Source organism: Pseudomonas sp. M47T1 (assembly GCF_000263855.1).
Taxonomy (GTDB): Bacteria; Pseudomonadota; Gammaproteobacteria; order Pseudomonadales; family Pseudomonadaceae; genus Aquipseudomonas.
The window spans coordinates 187,382-202,972 of sequence record NZ_AJWX01000004.1 but is presented as its reverse complement, the minus strand read 5'-3'; the positions used below and the strand labels follow the sequence as shown (position 1 = coordinate 202,972).

At 60.9% G+C, this 15,591-nt stretch carries 14 protein-coding genes; 7 read left to right on the top strand and 7 right to left on the bottom strand.

All coding sequences use genetic code 11. From position 1 onward, the window contains the following. Positions 1–185: 185 nt before the first annotated feature. Entirely contained in the window at positions 186–1,370 is a 1,185-nt protein-coding gene (gene cfaB / locus PMM47T1_RS06670; RefSeq protein ID WP_008367018.1) for a C17 cyclopropane fatty acid synthase CfaB, read from the top strand. Between the two features lie 18 nt (positions 1,371–1,388). On the opposite strand, the gene cls is transcribed toward cfaB, so the two are convergent. Continuing rightward, positions 1,389–2,828, bottom strand: coding sequence for a cardiolipin synthase (cls, locus tag PMM47T1_RS06665; protein WP_008367017.1), 1,440 nt, complete (start codon positions 2,826–2,828; stop codon positions 1,389–1,391). Positions 2,829–2,975: 147 nt separating this feature from the next. Between cls and PMM47T1_RS06660 the strand changes: the two genes are divergently transcribed. The 3 genes from PMM47T1_RS06660 to zigA all read left to right on the top strand — a co-directional run bounded on the left by PMM47T1_RS06660 (position 2,976) and on the right by zigA (position 6,345). Beyond that, positions 2,976–3,503 carry a DUF3617 domain-containing protein gene (locus tag PMM47T1_RS06660; protein ID WP_008367016.1) on the top strand — a complete coding sequence of 176 codons (528 nt, stop codon included), beginning with the start codon at positions 2,976–2,978 and terminating at the stop codon, positions 3,501–3,503. A gap of 283 nt (positions 3,504–3,786) precedes the next feature. Beyond that, entirely contained in the window at positions 3,787–5,034 is a 1,248-nt protein-coding gene (locus tag PMM47T1_RS06655; RefSeq protein ID WP_043300808.1) for an N-acetylmuramoyl-L-alanine amidase, read from the top strand. Positions 5,035–5,136: 102 nt separating this feature from the next. Next, positions 5,137–6,345 carry a zinc metallochaperone GTPase ZigA gene (gene zigA / locus PMM47T1_RS06650; protein ID WP_008367014.1) on the top strand — a complete coding sequence of 403 codons (1,209 nt, stop codon included), beginning with the start codon at positions 5,137–5,139 and terminating at the stop codon, positions 6,343–6,345. Here the strand turns inward: zigA and PMM47T1_RS06645 are convergent, their stop codons facing one another. Then, a complete protein-coding gene (locus PMM47T1_RS06645) occupies positions 6,346–6,699 on the bottom strand; it encodes a hypothetical protein (protein ID WP_008367013.1) in 354 nt (117 codons plus the stop codon). A gap of 26 nt (positions 6,700–6,725) precedes the next feature. Here PMM47T1_RS06645 and PMM47T1_RS06640 point away from each other — a divergent pair, with 26 nt between their 5' ends. After that, positions 6,726–7,688 (top strand): CobW family GTP-binding protein, encoded by a 963-nt coding sequence (locus PMM47T1_RS06640; RefSeq protein WP_043300807.1) that lies wholly within the window; start codon positions 6,726–6,728, stop codon positions 7,686–7,688. A gap of 25 nt (positions 7,689–7,713) precedes the next feature. Here PMM47T1_RS06640 and PMM47T1_RS06635 read toward each other — a convergent pair whose 3' ends face one another. Beyond that, positions 7,714–8,103, bottom strand: a complete 390-nt coding sequence (locus tag PMM47T1_RS06635) for a DUF3301 domain-containing protein (protein WP_008367010.1) — start codon at positions 8,101–8,103, stop codon at positions 7,714–7,716. 116 nt (positions 8,104–8,219) lie between these two features. Here PMM47T1_RS06635 and pdxY point away from each other — a divergent pair, with 116 nt between their 5' ends. Beyond that, positions 8,220–9,092: a pyridoxal kinase PdxY gene (gene pdxY, locus PMM47T1_RS06630; protein ID WP_008367008.1), complete on the top strand. Its 873-nt coding sequence runs from the start codon at positions 8,220–8,222 to the stop codon at positions 9,090–9,092. Positions 9,093–9,134: 42 nt separating this feature from the next. Here the strand turns inward: pdxY and PMM47T1_RS06625 are convergent, their stop codons facing one another. After that, positions 9,135–9,623 carry an acyl-CoA thioesterase gene (locus PMM47T1_RS06625; RefSeq protein WP_008367006.1) on the bottom strand — a complete coding sequence of 163 codons (489 nt, stop codon included), beginning with the start codon at positions 9,621–9,623 and terminating at the stop codon, positions 9,135–9,137. Between the two features lie 238 nt (positions 9,624–9,861). On the opposite strand from PMM47T1_RS06625, the gene PMM47T1_RS06620 reads away from it, so the two are divergent. Next, positions 9,862–11,619: a cation:proton antiporter gene (locus tag PMM47T1_RS06620; RefSeq protein ID WP_008367005.1), complete on the top strand. Its 1,758-nt coding sequence runs from the start codon at positions 9,862–9,864 to the stop codon at positions 11,617–11,619. Positions 11,620–11,715: 96 nt separating this feature from the next. Here the strand turns inward: PMM47T1_RS06620 and PMM47T1_RS06615 are convergent, their stop codons facing one another. The 3 genes from PMM47T1_RS06615 to uvrD all read right to left on the bottom strand — a co-directional run bounded on the left by PMM47T1_RS06615 (position 11,716) and on the right by uvrD (position 15,525). After that, on the bottom strand, positions 11,716–12,123 hold the full coding sequence (locus PMM47T1_RS06615) for an SMI1/KNR4 family protein (protein ID WP_008367003.1): 408 nt from the start codon (positions 12,121–12,123) through the stop codon (positions 11,716–11,718). Positions 12,124–12,242: 119 nt separating this feature from the next. Then, complete coding sequence (locus PMM47T1_RS06610; RefSeq protein WP_008367002.1) at positions 12,243–13,091, bottom strand: Tim44 domain-containing protein; 849 nt, start codon at positions 13,089–13,091, stop codon at positions 12,243–12,245. Positions 13,092–13,341: 250 nt separating this feature from the next. Continuing rightward, the gene (gene uvrD, locus PMM47T1_RS06605) at positions 13,342–15,525 is read right to left on the bottom strand and encodes a DNA helicase II (RefSeq protein WP_008367000.1); all 2,184 of its coding nucleotides are present in this window, start codon (positions 15,523–15,525) and stop codon (positions 13,342–13,344) included. Positions 15,526–15,591: the final 66 nt, after the last annotated feature.

Here is a 15,591-nt window from a genome sequence, read left to right as displayed (position 1 = left end):
GATTTTGCCGCGGTGGGGCCGTTATTGTTGAGCGGGGCGAAAGGTTTGGATCGAAACAATGTGTAACGTAAGAAAACCTACAAAAATCCGCGTCATGGTCTAAGACCATAGTAGCGCCCCCCATGACAGCGCCAAATTCTGGACTACCCTAATCTCAGAGAAGTCTGAACTAGGGGGGTTAACACATGCTCGCGCAATTACCACCGGCCTTACAGAATCTTCAGCTACCGCTGCGCCTGAGACTCTGGGATGGTCATGAGTTCAACCTGGGCCCTGCGCCCAGTGTCACGATTGTGGTGAAGGATCCGCAACTGGTGACACAGTTCGCTCACCCAAGCCTGGATCTGTTGGGCAGTGCCTTCGTCGAGGGCAAGCTGGAGATGGAAGGTTCCATCGGTGAGGTCATTCGAGTCTGCGACGAGCTAAGCCAGGCCTTGCTGGACGAGGATGACGGCAATCAGCCTATCCGCACTGTCCATGACAAGGACACCGACGCTGCTGCCATTTCCTACCATTACGACCTGTCCAACGAGTTCTACCAGCTGTGGCTGGATGAGGACATGGCTTATTCCTGCGCCTATTTTCAGACCGGCACTGAAACCCTGGAGCAAGCACAGCATGCCAAGTTCGAGCACCTGTGCCGCAAGCTGCGCTTGCAAGCCGGCGATTATCTGCTCGACGTGGGGTGTGGCTGGGGCGGGCTGGCGCGCTATGCGGCGCGTGAATACGGCGCGCGAGTGTTCGGCATTACCTTGAGCAAGGAGCAGCTCACTCTGGCACGCGAACGGGTCAAGGCCGAGGGGCTTGAGCACCTGGTAGAGCTACAGCTGCTGGACTACCGTGATTTGCCCCAGGACGGCCGCTTCGACAAGGTGGTGAGTGTGGGCATGTTCGAACACGTGGGCCATGCCAACCTCCAGGTCTACTGCGAGCGCCTGTTCGGCGCGGTGCGCGAGGGTGGCTTGGTAATGAACCACGGCATTACCGCCAAGCATACCGATGGCCGCCCGGTAGGCCGTGGGGCAGGCGATTTCATCGAGCGTTATGTTTTCCCGCACGGCGAGTTGCCGCACATGGCGATGATGTCGGCCTGCATCAGCGAGGCCGGTTTTGAGGTGGTGGACGTCGAGAGCCTGCGCCTGCATTACGCCAAGACCCTGGACTTCTGGAGCAAGCGCCTGGAGGGCAACCTGGAGAAAGCTGCGGCCATGGTGCCGGAACAGGCTCTGAGGATCTGGCGCTTGTACCTGGCGGGCTGCTCCTATGCCTTTGCCCATGGCTGGATCAATATTCACCAAATCCTGTCGGTAAAAGCCTACTCCGACGGCAGCCATGGCCTACCATGGACCCGCGAGGATCTGTATCGCTGACCCCGTAGGGGTGCGTATCTACAGGATGGGTGATATCAGCCTGGCGATGCGCATCCCCAACTTCTGCAGGCGGTGAGTGTGCCGGCTGTCCTCGACGGTGATTTCGCGCGACAGCGCAAAATCGGCTTCCAGCATTTCCTGCACCTGGCTGGCGAACACACTGTCGACGGTCAACAGCATGATTTCGAAGTTCAGGCGGAACGAGCGGTTGTCCAGGTTGGCACTGCCGATGGCGCTGATCTCGTTGTCCACCAGCACTACTTTCTGATGCAGGAACCCTGGTCCGTAACGGAATACCCGTACCCCGGCGCGCACGGCCTCGAAGGCGAACAGGCTGGAGGCGGCGTACACCACTTTATGATCGGGGCGCGAGGGCAGCAGGATACGCACGTCTACACCGCGCAACACGGCCAGGCGCAGTGCGGCAAACACGGCTTCATCGGGGATGTAATAAGGGCTGGTGATCCATACCCGTTCGGTGGCGGCGTGGATGGCCTCCACAAAGAACAACGAACAGGTTTCCTGGGGGTCAGCCGGCCCGCTGGCCAGCACTTGGCACAGTACGCCGTTTTCCTCGTAGGTGTCCGGCAGAATCAGTGGCGGCAGTTTGCGCGAGGCCCAGAACCAGTCTTCGGCAAACGATTCCTGCAGGCAGGCCACCACCGGGCCGCCGATGCGCACATGGGTATCGCGCCAGGGGGACAGTTTGGGGTTGCCGCCCAGGTACTCGTCGCCCACGTTATGGCCACCAACAAACCCCACCAGGCCGTCCACCACCACAATTTTACGGTGGTTGCGGAAGTTGACCTGAAAGCGGTTCAGCCAGCCGCTGCGCGTGGCGAATGCACGAATTTTCACGCCGCCCTTGCGCAGGGTTTCGCCGTACTCGTGAGGCAACGCATGGCTGCCGACGCTATCGTAGAGCACATAAATCTTCACCCCTTCGGCTGCTTTTTCCAGCAACAGCGCTTGCAGCGCCCGGCCGATCTGGTCGTCGTGGATGATGAAGAACTGCACCAATACCACCTCGCGCGCTTCGCGGATCGCGGCGAAGATGGCATGGAAGGTGGCCTTGCCGTTGATCAGCAGGCTCACCTGATTATTCGCCAGGCATGGCATGCGGCCCAACTTGGGCATGGCGCGCAATGACGCGTACGAGCTGGAGTTGCGAGCCGTGAGTGCTTCCTCCACCCAGGGCCGCCAGTCCAGGTCGGCAATCGCTTTGTGCATCTCGCGGTTGGCCTGGCGACGAGCCTCGATGTAGGCATCGAAGGTGCTTCGGCCAAATACCAGGTAGGGGATCAAGGTAAGGTAGGGGACGAATACCAGGGACAGTGCCCAGGCGATCGAACCTTGGGCGGTGCGAACGGTGAACACTGCGTGGATGGCGGCAATGACGCCCAGCAGATGAACCAGTCCAAACAGGTAGCCAAAAAACCAGGGGCTGTGATAATCCATGCGCAGCGTTGCTCCCGAAAGCGTAGTGTCTAACAGACCACGATAAAGGCGGCTTGTCTCGAAATAATTCAGCGTGCAACGCAATCGGTAAATCGGCGTCCAAGTGACATCATCCAGCCCAGACTGGACCACCCCCAGGAGTTATCCATGAAGATTCGTTTGCCGGCTGTGGCATTGGCCTTGTGTCTGTCGGCGCCCCTTGTGCAGGCGCAAATGCTTCAACCGGGCTTGTGGGAGCTGACCACCAGTAACATGCAGGTAGACGGCAATGCCTTGCCCGACTTGAACGTCATGCTCGGGCAAATGCAGATGCTGGCGCCGGAACAGAAAGCCATGGTCGAGCAGGCTATGGCCAAGCAGGGCATCACCGTGGGCGGCAAGGGCATTCGTAGCTGCCTGACCCAGGCCCAGGTGCAGAGTGACAACATTCCCTTGCAAGACCCTCAGTCCGGTTGCACCCAGCAGATCACCGGCAAGCAGGGCAATGTGTGGAGTTTTCGGTTCAGCTGCCCGAAAGCACAGGGCACTGGCCAAGCCACCTTCCTCAGCCAGCGAGAGTTCCTGACCAAGGTCAGCGGTACTTTCAATGCGACGGGCACCCAGCAGAAGGGCAGCATGGAAACCCGCGCCGTGTGGTTGGGCAACGACTGCGGCACCGTGCGCCCGCGCAGCTGACCCCTTATAGCCGATGCCACCAGGCTGCGCTGGCCATCCATACGCTGAAGATGTTCAGCGTGATGGACCGATGTCAGGCCGAAGTTCCACGTGGAACATTCGGCCGATTATTGCGCAATGGAAGATGTAGAAAATTTCACGATCCCGGCAACAGGCCCGGTTTAGAGTCGCCACTACGCGGACTCTCTGCCTGCGCTATTTCATCCAGGGCGATAATCCGCGTGTTATATTATAACGATGCGACAATTATAACTTCCTTTGATGAAGCCTTGCCGGACCCGCCATGCATAGACGCCAATTGCTCACCCTGATTCTGGCCAGCACGACGCTGGCATTGCCATTTGGCGCCTCCGCGGCACTGGTGCGCGATGCTCGACTGTGGCGCAGCACCGACAAGTTGCGCGTGGTGTTCGACCTGAGCGGCCCAGTGCAATTCAAGACGTTTACCTTGCAGGCACCGGACCGGTTGATAGTGGATGTGGTGGGTGCCCAATTGAGCGGCGACCTCGCTCACTTGAACCTGGCGGGCACCAGCGTGCGCGCTATCCGTTCCGGGCCTTTTGGCCAGGGTGACACGCGCATCGTGTTCGACCTCAATGCCCCCATGCAGTCTTCGGCGTTCCTGCTCGGCCCTGCGCAGGGTCAGGGCCATCGCTTGGTGCTGGACTTGATTCAGCCTGGCAAGGTCGCCGCCCCTGCGGCGATCGCCCGGGCTGCCGCGCCCCAGCCCGATCCGGAGCCTATGGAGCCTGAAAAACCTGTGTCCAACAGCTTCCATCCCAAGCGCGATATCGTCGTGGTGGTGGACCCTGGTCACGGTGGCAAGGACCCTGGCGCTATCAGCGGCAAGGGCGAGCGCGAGAAGGACGTGGTGCTTTCCATTGCCCAGTTGCTGGCGCGTCGTCTCAAGCGGGAGAAAGGCTACACCGTGCACCTGGTACGCAATGATGATTTCTATGTGCCGCTGCGCAAACGCGTGGACTTCGCTCGCCAGCGCAACGCCGACATGTTCATCTCCGTGCACGCCGACGCGGCGCCACGCCTGACCGCGTCCGGCGCGTCGGTGTTCGCCCTGTCGGAAAACGGCGCCACCTCGGCCACAGCGCGAATGATGGCCGACCGCGAAAACGGTGCCGACTTGATCGGCGCCGCCAGCCTGCTCAACCTCAAGGACAAGGACCCAATGCTGGCCAACGTGATCATCGACATGTCGATGAACGCCACCATTGCTGCCAGCCTGCAATTGGGCCACACCGTGCTGGGCAGCCTGGCCGACATCACCACGCTGCACCAGAAGCGTGTAGAGCAAGCCGGTTTCGCCGTGCTGAAATCACCAGACGTGCCATCCATCCTGGTGGAGACTGGCTTCATCTCCAATGCCAGCGACGCCCAGCGTCTGGTAACCGCACGGCACCAACAGGCCGTGGCGGATCGTCTGTTCGCCGGCATCAACGCCTACTTCGAGAAAAACCCGCCCACCGGTTCCTTCGTGGCCTGGGCTCAGGAGCAGAAAGCGCAGCGCACCGCCTAAAGAGACAATCGGTATTGGCTATCCTGCAATGTTATAATATAACATTGCAGGATAGCCTGGCGGTTCATCCCACAAGACCAGGTGTCCATGAGGAATCGAACCATGCCCCATCGTCTTCCCGTCACCGTGCTGTCCGGCTTCCTGGGCGCGGGTAAAAGCACCCTGCTCAATCACGTGCTGCGCAACCGCGATAACCTGCGGGTGGCGGTGATCGTCAATGACATGAGCGAGATCAACATTGATGGCACCCAGGTGCAACGCGATGTGAGCCTCAACCGCGCCGAAGAGAAACTGGTGGAGATGAGCAACGGCTGCATCTGCTGCACCCTGCGCGAGGACCTGCTCGAAGAAGTGGCGCGGCTTGCAGACGAGGGGCGCTTCGATTATCTGCTGATCGAGTCCACGGGGATCTCCGAGCCGCTGCCGGTGGCCGAGACGTTTACCTTTCGCGATGAGCAGGGCCGCAGCCTGGCAGACTTGGCGCGGTTGGACACCATGGTCACCGTGGTAGACGGGGTGAACTTCCTGCGGGACTACGAAGCGGCTGAAAGCCTGGCAAGCCGCGGTGAAACCCTGGGTGAAGACGATGAGCGGGCCATTACCGACCTGTTGATCGAGCAAGTGGAGTTCGCCGACGTCATCCTCATCAGCAAAATTGACCTCATCAGCGCCAGCGACCGTGAAGAACTGACGCACATCCTCAAGCGTCTCAACGCCCAGGCGCAAATCCTGCCCATGGTGATGGGCCAGGTACCTCTGGGCCGGATCCTCGACACCGGCCTGTTCGACTTCGAGCGCGCCGCCCAGGCGCCGGGCTGGTTGCGCGAAATGCGTGGCGAGCACCTGCCCGAGAGCGAGGAGTACGGCATCACCTCAGGCGCCTATCGCGCCCGTCGGCCGTTCCACCCCCAGCGCTTTTTTGATTGGCTCAACAGCCCCTGGGGCAATGGCAAGCTGCTGCGTTCCAAGGGCTTCTTCTGGCTGGCCAGCAAGCCGCATGAGGCTGGCAGCTGGTCCCAGGCCGGTGGCTTGATGCGTCATGGCTTCGCCGGGCGCTGGTGGCGTTTTGTGCCTGAGGAGCAATGGCCCAACGATGCCGAGAGCACGGCGTCGATCATGGCCCACTGGCAGGCAGACAGCGGCGACTGCCGCCAGGAGTTGGTGTTCATCGGCCAGGGGGTGGACTTCGACAGGCTGGCCGCAGAACTGGATCAGTGCCTGCTTACCGACCTTGAAATGGCCTTGGGCAATGCTGGCTGGCAGCAATTGCCCGACCCCTTCGGCCCATGGCACGAAGAGGATGCCGCCTGATCAGGGCTTGAGCCAGGTGCCCTGGCTCTTCTGTTCGCAGAAAGGCTGCAGGTAGGCGGCGTCGGTAGCCACGCCGTAATAGTGGATGTCCTGGCGATAGGGCATATTGTCCACATGGGCATTGCTGCACACGCCGAAGGCGCCGGCGGGGCATTGGTTAACGAATTGAACGTCGACCTTCTGCCCAGGCAGGTTCGGCTCGCAGAAGCCGTCATGGAACATTTTTTCCGGTATGTTGCGGTTCTGCTGGCAGACTTTCACATCCAGCCGTTCGGCATGGCTGTGGACAACACACGCCTGGGCCCAGGCCTGGCTGCTGGCAAGGGTCAGTACCAGCACACCCCAAAGACGCATCCACTACCTCCACTCAAGAAATCATGATGTTCAAGAATATCCCCACCCACGTCATCGCCGGCCCCTTGGGCGCCGGCAAGACCAGCCTGATCGGCCAGCTGATGGCGCAGCGGCCCGCAGGTGAACGCTGGGCGGTGCTGATCAACGAGTTTGGCCAGATAGGCCTGGACGCCGCGTTGTTGAGCACCGGCGACGATGGTATCGCACTGGGCGAGGTGGCGGGAGGCTGCCTGTGTTGTGTCAACGGTGCACCGTTTCAGGTGGGACTGGGGCGCCTGCTGCGCAAGGCCAGGCCTGATCGGGTGTTCATCGAGCCGTCTGGCCTGGGCCACCCGGCGCAGTTGCTCAAGCAGTTGCGCGACGCGCCGTGGCGTGGGGTGCTGGCGGTACAGCCACTGATCATGGTGCTTGATGCGCAGGCGTTGGCCTGTGGACAACTTTTGCCCGACCCTCAGCGCGACGCTTTACCCGATGTAGGCTTGCTGGTGATCAATAAATCAGATGAAGTGCCTGTGGAAAAACGGTTGTGGATAAAATCACAACTACCTGATATTGAACAAGTTTTTACAAATAACGGATTCTTGAGTGTTTCATATTTGGGACGCCCCACCGAAATGGGCCCCGACGGCCCTGTGGGCAATATTGCAGCGCCTGCCGAATCGCCTGCTACCCTGTGGATAGATCCGTTTCGGCCAATAATGGCTGTGCATAACCAAGCGCAGGCCTGGAGCATGGGCTGGCGCTGGCATCCGCAACGAATCTTCGATGAGCGCAAGGTTCTGGAATGGTTATCCACAATGGTGTGGCGTAGGGCTAAGGGTGTGGTGCGAACTGGGGATAACTGGCATTCGTTCAACGCTGTGGATAACGTTATACCGGCTTTGCAGCGCAGTGAGTGGCGGCGGGATTCGCGACTGGAATTGATTTTCGAAGGGCCACAGGATGAAGCGGCCTTGGGCGATTCACTGCGCGAATGCCTGATCGGGTAAACGCCGCCTGTCGGCGGCGCCTACCTCAAGGCCGCCAGCGTTTGTGCTCTTGGCGCCACTGGTCCATTTCGATCACCTCGGCAGTGGGGTGAGTCTTGATCTCGAACGGGTAGGGCGCCAGCTCGATTTGTACCGCATGGCCGCCGAATTGGGTAATGGTGCCGGGGTGGCGCTGCTCGCCGGTGACCGTGAATTCGAAGGTATACACCCGCGCGAAGCGGCGGCGGCCATTGGCGTCACGCACGAACCCGAAGCGCTTGAACGCCACGTTCTCATCCAGCAGTTCCAGGTCCAGCTTGGCGCAGTGCTGCTTGACCCGTGCCAGCGCGCGCTCACGCAGGCCATGGTTATGCCACAGCCAGGCAGCGCCCGCGCCCAGCACCATCAGCACAAACAGATTTCCGAGGGTAAACATCGAGGAATGCTCCAACTAAGTGTGCCCAGCTTAACTGCGACTTCGGTCTGTCGTACAGACGCCATTTAGCGCCATACTGCGCCCTCGAAAATCAGTCACCGCTGCGGGATATTTGCATGAAACGTACTCCACACCTGCTTGCCATCCAGTCTCACGTGGTTTTTGGCCATGCGGGCAACGGCGCCGCGGTGTTCCCCATGCAACGCGTGGGGGTCAACGTATGGCCGTTGAACACGGTGCAGTTCTCCAACCACACTCAGTATGGCCAGTGGGCGGGAGAAGTGTTGGCGCCAACGCAAATTCCCGCGCTGGTTGACGGGATTGCGACGATTGGTGAGCTGGGTAACTGCGATGCGGTGCTCAGCGGCTACCTGGGCAGTGCGGCCCAGGGGCGTGCCATTCTTGAGGTGGTGCGTAAGGTAAAGGCGGCCAACCCGCACGCGCTTTACCTGTGTGATCCGGTGATGGGCCACCCGGAGAAGGGTTGCATCGTGCCGGCCGAAGTCAGTGACTTCCTGCTCAACGAAGCGGTGGCCATAGCGGACCTGCTGTGCCCCAACCAGCTGGAGCTCAACACCTTCTGTGGGCGCCTGGCGCAGTCGCTGGAAGATTGCGTTGGCATGGCCCGGTCGCTGCTGGCGCTTGGGCCCAAGGCTGTGCTGGTCAAGCACCTGGCGTACCCCGGCAAGGCTGCCGAAGACTTTGAAATGCTGCTGGTTACAGCCGAAGGCAACTGGCACCTGCGCCGTCCGCTGCTGGCCTTTCCGCGCCAGCCAGTGGGCGTGGGTGACCTGACGTCGGGCTTGTTCCTGGCACGCCTGCTGTTGGGCGACAACCAGGTCGCGGCCTTCGAATTTGCTGCTGCCGCAGTGCATGAAGTGCTGCTGGAAACCCAGGCCTGCGCCAGCTACGAGCTGGAGCTGGTGCGGGCCCAAGACCGCATCGTGCACCCACGGCTGCGCTTTGAAGCGCAGCGCCTGGCGGTCTGACAGCAAACCCGGTAGCCGCAGCCTGTCGGCAGCGGCTAGCCGTCAGATACCGTCGTCGTCCTTGATGTCCTGGTAACGCTTTTCCAGCTCTTGGCGGATCTGGCGGCGCTGCTGGGCCTGGACAAAACGGCGTTTCTCTTCGCTGTTCTGCGGTTCCAGGCGCGGTACCTGGGCTGGCTTGCGCTGGTCGTCGACCGCCACCATAGTGAAGAAGCAGCTGTTGGTGTGGCGCACCGAGCGCTCACGGATGTTTTCCGTGACCACCTTGATGCCTACCTCCATGGAGGTATTGCCGGTGTAGTTCACCGATGCCAGGAAGGTCACTAGCTCGCCGACGTGAATCGGCTCGCGAAAGATCACCTGGTCTACCGACAGCGTCACCACATAGCGACCGGCGTAGCGGCTGGCGCAGGCGTAGGCGACTTCGTCGAGGTATTTGAGCAATGTGCCGCCGTGCACATTGCCAGAAAAGTTGGCCATGTCCGGGGTCATCAGAACAGTCATCGACAACTGGGCGTTTCCGGGTTCCATAGTGCGCTCACGGTAATGTTGCTGTAGTAAAGGGGCGTCACCTATCCTGGCGCTTACCCGCTTGGACAAAATCCCACTCTTTCGGGACGTTGGTCGCTGGCTGAACGTCACAGCCGGTGCGGCTTGCGTGCCGTCGGCGCGATAGATCTGTTTCCACTTGTTACGTCGGCATTTCCGCTGGTTTCACGGTGTTAACCTCAGAATTGAGATGTTACACCGTGAACAGGAGCCGGACCCCATGCATGCCATCAGTTTCATTCAGGATCTGGCCGTGATCATGCTGATAGCCGGAGTGGTCACGGTGATATTCCATCGATTGCGCCAGCCCGTGGTGCTGGGGTACATCGTTGCCGGCTTCCTGATTGGCCCACACACCCCGCCGTTTGGCCTTATTCATGACGAAGACACCATCAAGACACTCGCCGAACTGGGGGTGATTTTCCTGATGTTCTGCCTGGGGCTGGAGTTCAGCCTGCGCAAGTTGTTCAAGGTTGGCGCCACGGCCTTCATCGCCGCGTTTCTTGAAATCGTGCTGATGATCTGGATCGGTTACGAAATTGGCCGCTGGTTCGGGTGGAGCACCATGGATTCACTGTTCCTGGGCGCCATCCTGGCCATTTCCTCCACCACTATCATCGTCAAGGCGCTGAACGACCTGAAGATGAAGAATCAGCGCTTCGCGCAATTGATATTCGGCGTATTGATTGTCGAGGACATCCTGGGCATTGGCATTATCGCGTTGCTGTCGGGCATTGCGGTCAGCGGTACGGTCAGTTCTGGCGAAGTGTTTTCCACAGTGGGGAAGCTGTCGTTGTTCATGATCGTTGCCCTGGTGGTCGGTATTCTGCTGGTGCCCCGGCTGCTGGCTTACGTGGCCCGTTTCGAGAGCAACGAGATGCTGTTGGTCACGGTGCTGGGGTTGTGTTTCGGGTTCTGCCTGCTGGTGGTGAAGCTTGAGTACAGCATGGTGCTGGGTGCCTTCCTGATTGGCGCGATCATGGCCGAGTCTCGGCAATTGCTGAAGATAGAGCGGTTGATCGAACCCATTCGCGACATGTTCAGTGCCATCTTCTTCGTTGCCATCGGCCTGATGATCGACCCTTCGATACTGGTCGAGTACGCCTGGCCCATCGCGGTCATTACGGTGGCGGTGGTGGTAGGCAAGATGGTGTCCTGCGGCCTGGGGGCGTTCATCGCAGGCAATGACGGGTGTACGTCCCTGAGGGTGGGGATGGGGCTGTCGCAGATTGGCGAGTTTTCATTCATCATCGCCGCGTTGGGCATGACCCTGCAGGTCACCAGTGACTTCCTTTATCCGGTAGCGGTGGCTGTGTCGGCGCTGACCACGTTATCCACGCCCTACCTGATTCGCGCGGCCGACCCTCTGTCTGCGCGGCTCGCGGGCTTGATGCCGGTGCGCGTGGGGCGGGTTTTTGGCCTGTACGGGGAGTGGCTGCGCAGCATCCAGCCGCAAGGGCAGGGTGCGTTGCTGGCGTCCATGATTCGACGCATCCTGTTGCAGGTGGGGATCAACCTGGCGCTGGTCATGGCGATTTTCTTCAGCGCGGGCTATTTCGCCGGCCGTATTGCGCCGTACCTTGCACAGTGGGTCCATGAGCCGCGCTGGCACAATGCATTGATCTGGGGCGCGGCGCTGCTGCTGTCGCTGGCATTCCTGATTGCTGCGTACCGCAAGCTCAAGGCGCTGTCGATGCTATTGGCGGAGATGGGGGTGAAGCCGGATATGGCCGGGCGTCATACCGCACGGGTTCGACGGGTGATCGCCGAGGTGATCCCGCTGGTGTCACTGCTGGTCATTTTTCTGCTGCTGGCGGCGCTGTCGGCCAGCATCCTGCCCACCAGCGAGTTGCTGGTGTTGGTGGGGTTGGTAGCAGCGGGCGTAGCTGCGGTGCTGTGGCGCTGGTTCATACGGGTGCATACGCGCATGCAGGTCGCCCTGCTGGAAACCCTGGGCAACAACCAGGAAAGCCACTGAAAGAAATCGTGGCCTGCGCCAGGCCTGCCATTCGCTGAAAATTTTCAGTGAATGTCAGGGCCAGCGCAGCCTTGCGGCAGCGGCTAAAGGTGGGTATCAGCTTTCCAGCCAAACGTCCCGCGCCCAGTGCCATACCGATTCCCAGCTTTCTTCGGTCACCAACTCTTCTTCCGCCGACCACAACACCACGGTGCCATCTTCTTCGACGCAGTAGTAGTCGTCACCGTCCTGGCAGATGGGGATCAGCTCGCGGGGTACGCCCTGGTCCCAGGCCGTGGCCGCGACTTCCGGCAGGTAGGTGTGCGATTGCGGGTCGGTAACGGTTACCGGCTCCAGGCTGCCGTAGACAACGTCGCTAACGGTCAGCAGGAACTCCTTGAAGACGAACGGGATGTTGATGAACAGTTGTTCTTCGACCTCAACCAGTTGGTCCTCATCGGGCAACTCGAGTGGAACGGGTACCGGTTCATTGGCTTCCCGGAGTTGTTCGATCACTTCTTCCACGGTGTGTTTCCTCTCAGCGAATTGCGCGGTGCGGTTTATACATTAGCTGGATATTTTCGCAATGTTAAAAATGAAAAACCCCGGCGAGTGCCGGGGTTCGGGTGTGCAATACCTTTGGATTAGCCGTTCTGGCGAATCCCGGCAATCAGCCAAGGCTGGTTGTCACCCTGCGGGCGTTCCATGTTCCAGCTTTCGCTGAAGGCTTCGCCCTGGTCGAAGCGCGAGTTCTTGGACACACCGCTGAAGGTCAGCGTGGCGATGGTCTTGTCGGCTCGGTCGTCCACGCCATCGAGTTGCACCTGCAGGTTGTCGATGAAGGTGGACTGGAAGCCGTCGCCCAGGCTGGCGCGTTCCTGACGCAGGAACTGCAGCATTTGCGGGGTGACGAACTCGGCGATCTTGTCCATCTCGTTGGCGTCCCAGTGCTGCTGCAGCGCTTCGAAGTGGCTGCGGGCAGCGGCCAGGAAGCTCTGCTCGTTGAACCAGGCCGGGGCGTGGATCACCGGGCGCACAGGCTGGCCGCCGGAGCTGCCAAAGATCGGCTGCGCAGGCTGCTCGAAGGCTTCACGCTGGAACGGCGCGCCGGCCGGGGCCATGTGCTCCTGTTGCTTGCGTCGACGGGCGGCGATGAAGCGGAAGATCACGAAGGCGATGACCGCCATGATCAGGATGTCGAAGATCTGCATGCCCTGGAAGCCTCCGCCCATGAACATGGACGCCAGCAGGCCGCCTGCGGCGATACCGGCCAGCGGGCCAAGCCAGCGCGAGGCGCCGCCTGCGGCCGGGGCTGCACGACCGGCTGCGGCGGCAGCACCTGCGCCAGCGGCGCCGGAAGGCGATGGGGTGACCGACTGATGCGTTGGCGCGTTGCCGAACGACTTGCCACCGCCGAAGCGCTTGGCATGAGCGTCGATGCTCATCGTCAGGCCGATGCACAGCGCAAGGGCGATGCTAAGAAAACGTTGCATAGGGAATTCCCGTGTGTGGATTGCACTGCTGCCATGTTGCACAGATGGTCAGGTCATGGCCAGTGACATAATGTTTCGAGCTTTTACCGAGCGAAATGAACACGCGTGATGGGGTACGTCTGACCCGCCCGCTGCAGGCGTTGCAGGCCCGCTGTGCGGGCCTTCGCAGCTTGGCGGCAGCTCCGGCCTGGTGGCAGCCTACAGGTTTGCTGTGCGTCCGTGACGCGGCTTGCGCCGCTGCCACAGGGCGTCAGAGGGCTTCGAGCTTGGCGTAGCCCATCATCAGCCACTTGCTGCCTTCGCTGAAGTTGACTTGCACCCGGGCTTGGGCGCCCGAGCCTTCGAAGTTGAGGATCACGCCCTCGCCGAACACGGCATGCTGCACGCGCTGGCCCAGGCTGAACTCGGTCTGGGGAATGTTGGCACCGCCAAACAGGCTGCTGGAGTTCTGTTTCTGGCCCGAGCTGAACGGGCGGCTGACACTGTTGGACAGGCGCACTTCCTGAATCAGGCCACCGGGAATCTCGCGTACGAAACGCGAGACCTTGTTGTAGGTCTCGCTGCCATACAGGCGGCGGGTCTCGGCGTAGGTCATCACCAGTTGCTGCATGGCCCGGGTGATGCCCACGTAGGCCAGGCGGCGCTCCTCTTCCAGGCGGCCGGGCTCTTCCAGGCTCATCTTGTGCGGGAACAGGCCCTCTTCCATGCCCACCAGGAACACGTGAGGGAACTCCAGGCCCTTGGCGCTGTGCAAAGTCATCAGTTGCACGCTGTCCTCATGCTCGTCGGCCTGGGTATCGCCGGCCTCAAGGGAGGCGTGACCCAGGAACGCGGCCAACGGCGTCAGGTCTTCGTCTTCCTCGGATGTTTCGAAGTTGCGCGCGGCGCTGACCAGTTCCTCAAGGTTTTCCACCCGTGCCTGACCCTTTTCACCTTTTTCTTCCTGGTGATAAGTGATCAGCCCCGACTGCTCGATGACCGTCTGGGTCATCAGGTGCAGGGGCATCTCCATGACCTTGGCCGCCAGGTTCTCGATCAGCTCCATGAATGCGCCCAGGGCATTGCCGGCGCGACCGGTCAGGCCTTTGTTGGCCACCAACTGGCGCATGGATTCCCACATGGAAATCTCGGAGTGGCGGGCATGGTCACGGATGGCCTCGACGGTTTTCTCGCCGATGCCACGGGGCGGCACGTTGATGATGCGTTCCAGCGCGGAGTCGTTGCCACGGCCTTCCAGCACGCGCAGGTAGGCCATGGCGTTCTTGATTTCGGCGCGCTCGAAGAAGCGTTGACCGCCATAGATGCGGTAAGGAATACGCTCGCGCAGCAAGGCTTCTTCCAGTACCCGCGACTGGGCGTTGGAGCGGTACAGAATGGCGATATCGCTGCGCGACATGCCGGTCTTGATCGCCGCTTCGATGGTTTCCACCACGTAACGCGCTTCGTCGTGTTCGTTGAAGGCGGCGTACAGGCTCAGTGGCTCGCCGTCGCCACCGTCGGTCCACAGCTCCTTGCCCAGGCGCCCGGTATTGTTGGCGATCAGGGCGTTGGCAGCCTTGAGGATACCGGCGGTGGAGCGGTAGTTCTGCTCCAGGCGGATGGTTTCCACATCGGGGAAGTCGGCAGAGTACTGGTGAATGTTCTCGATTTTCGCGCCACGCCAGCCATAAATCGACTGGTCGTCGTCGCCCACCACCATCAGGCTGTCACCGCCCTTGGCCAGCAGGCGAAGCCAGGCGTACTGCACGGCGTTGGTGTCCTGGAACTCGTCCACCAACAGGTGGCGGAAACGGCGCTGGTAGTGTTGCAGCAGGCCGGGGTTGTCGCGCCACAGGTCCAGGGCGCGCAGCAGCAATTCGGAGAAGTCGATCACGCCGGCGCGGGCGCAGGCAGCCTCATAGGCTTCGTAGATGGACTTCATGGTGCCCAGGAACAGGTCGCCGCTGGCCTGGATATGTTGCGGGCGCAGGCCTTCGTCCTTCTGGCCGTTGATGAACCATTGTGCCTGGCGTACCGGCCAGCGCTGTTCGTCCAGGCCCAGCTCGCGGATCACGCGCTTGACCAGCCGCTGCTGGTCATCGCTATCGAGGATCTGGAAATTCTGGTTGAGGTTCGCTTCCTGCCAATGGGCCCGCAGCAGGCGGTGCGCCAGGCCGTGGAAGGTACCCACCCACATGCCGGCCGGGTTTATACCCATCAACTGCTCGATGCGCTGGCGCATCTCGGCAGCAGCCTTGTTGGTGAAGGTCACCGACAGGATCGAGTGGGGTGAGGCCTGTTCGACCTGGATCAACCAGGCGATACGGTGCACCAGCACTCGGGTTTTACCGGAGCCAGCACCGGCCAGGACCAACTGACGGCCAACCGGGGCCGCTACGGCCTGCCGTTGGGCATCGTTGAGGGAATTCAGCAGAAGGGAGAGGTCATCGCGCATCCGTCCATTTTAGGGTGTTGGACGAGATTGGAGCAAACCCGGCGTGCGAGCGGTTGATAAAAGATC

Excerpts from the sequence above, each read along its gene's own strand:
- PMM47T1_RS06635 (WP_008367010.1), bottom strand. The coding sequence starts at position 8,103 with ATGTTTACCCTCGGAAATCTGTTTGTGCTGATGGTGCTGGGCGCGGGC.
- PMM47T1_RS06645 (WP_008367013.1), bottom strand. The coding sequence starts at position 6,699 with ATGCGTCTTTGGGGTGTGCTGGTACTGACCCTTGCCAGCAGCCAGGCC.
- PMM47T1_RS06620 (WP_008367005.1), top strand. The coding sequence starts at position 9,862 with ATGCATGCCATCAGTTTCATTCAGGATCTGGCCGTGATCATGCTGATA.
- cfaB (WP_008367018.1), top strand. The coding sequence starts at position 186 with ATGCTCGCGCAATTACCACCGGCCTTACAGAATCTTCAGCTACCGCTG.
- PMM47T1_RS06655 (WP_043300808.1), top strand. The coding sequence starts at position 3,787 with ATGCATAGACGCCAATTGCTCACCCTGATTCTGGCCAGCACGACGCTG.
- zigA (WP_008367014.1), top strand. The coding sequence starts at position 5,137 with ATGCCCCATCGTCTTCCCGTCACCGTGCTGTCCGGCTTCCTGGGCGCG.
- cls (WP_008367017.1), bottom strand. The coding sequence starts at position 2,828 with ATGGATTATCACAGCCCCTGGTTTTTTGGCTACCTGTTTGGACTGGTT.
- uvrD (WP_008367000.1), bottom strand. The coding sequence starts at position 15,525 with ATGCGCGATGACCTCTCCCTTCTGCTGAATTCCCTCAACGATGCCCAA.
- PMM47T1_RS06640 (WP_043300807.1), top strand. The coding sequence starts at position 6,726 with ATGTTCAAGAATATCCCCACCCACGTCATCGCCGGCCCCTTGGGCGCC.
- PMM47T1_RS06610 (WP_008367002.1), bottom strand. The coding sequence starts at position 13,091 with ATGCAACGTTTTCTTAGCATCGCCCTTGCGCTGTGCATCGGCCTGACG.
- pdxY (WP_008367008.1), top strand. The coding sequence starts at position 8,220 with ATGAAACGTACTCCACACCTGCTTGCCATCCAGTCTCACGTGGTTTTT.
- PMM47T1_RS06625 (WP_008367006.1), bottom strand. The coding sequence starts at position 9,623 with ATGGAACCCGGAAACGCCCAGTTGTCGATGACTGTTCTGATGACCCCG.
- PMM47T1_RS06660 (WP_008367016.1), top strand. The coding sequence starts at position 2,976 with ATGAAGATTCGTTTGCCGGCTGTGGCATTGGCCTTGTGTCTGTCGGCG.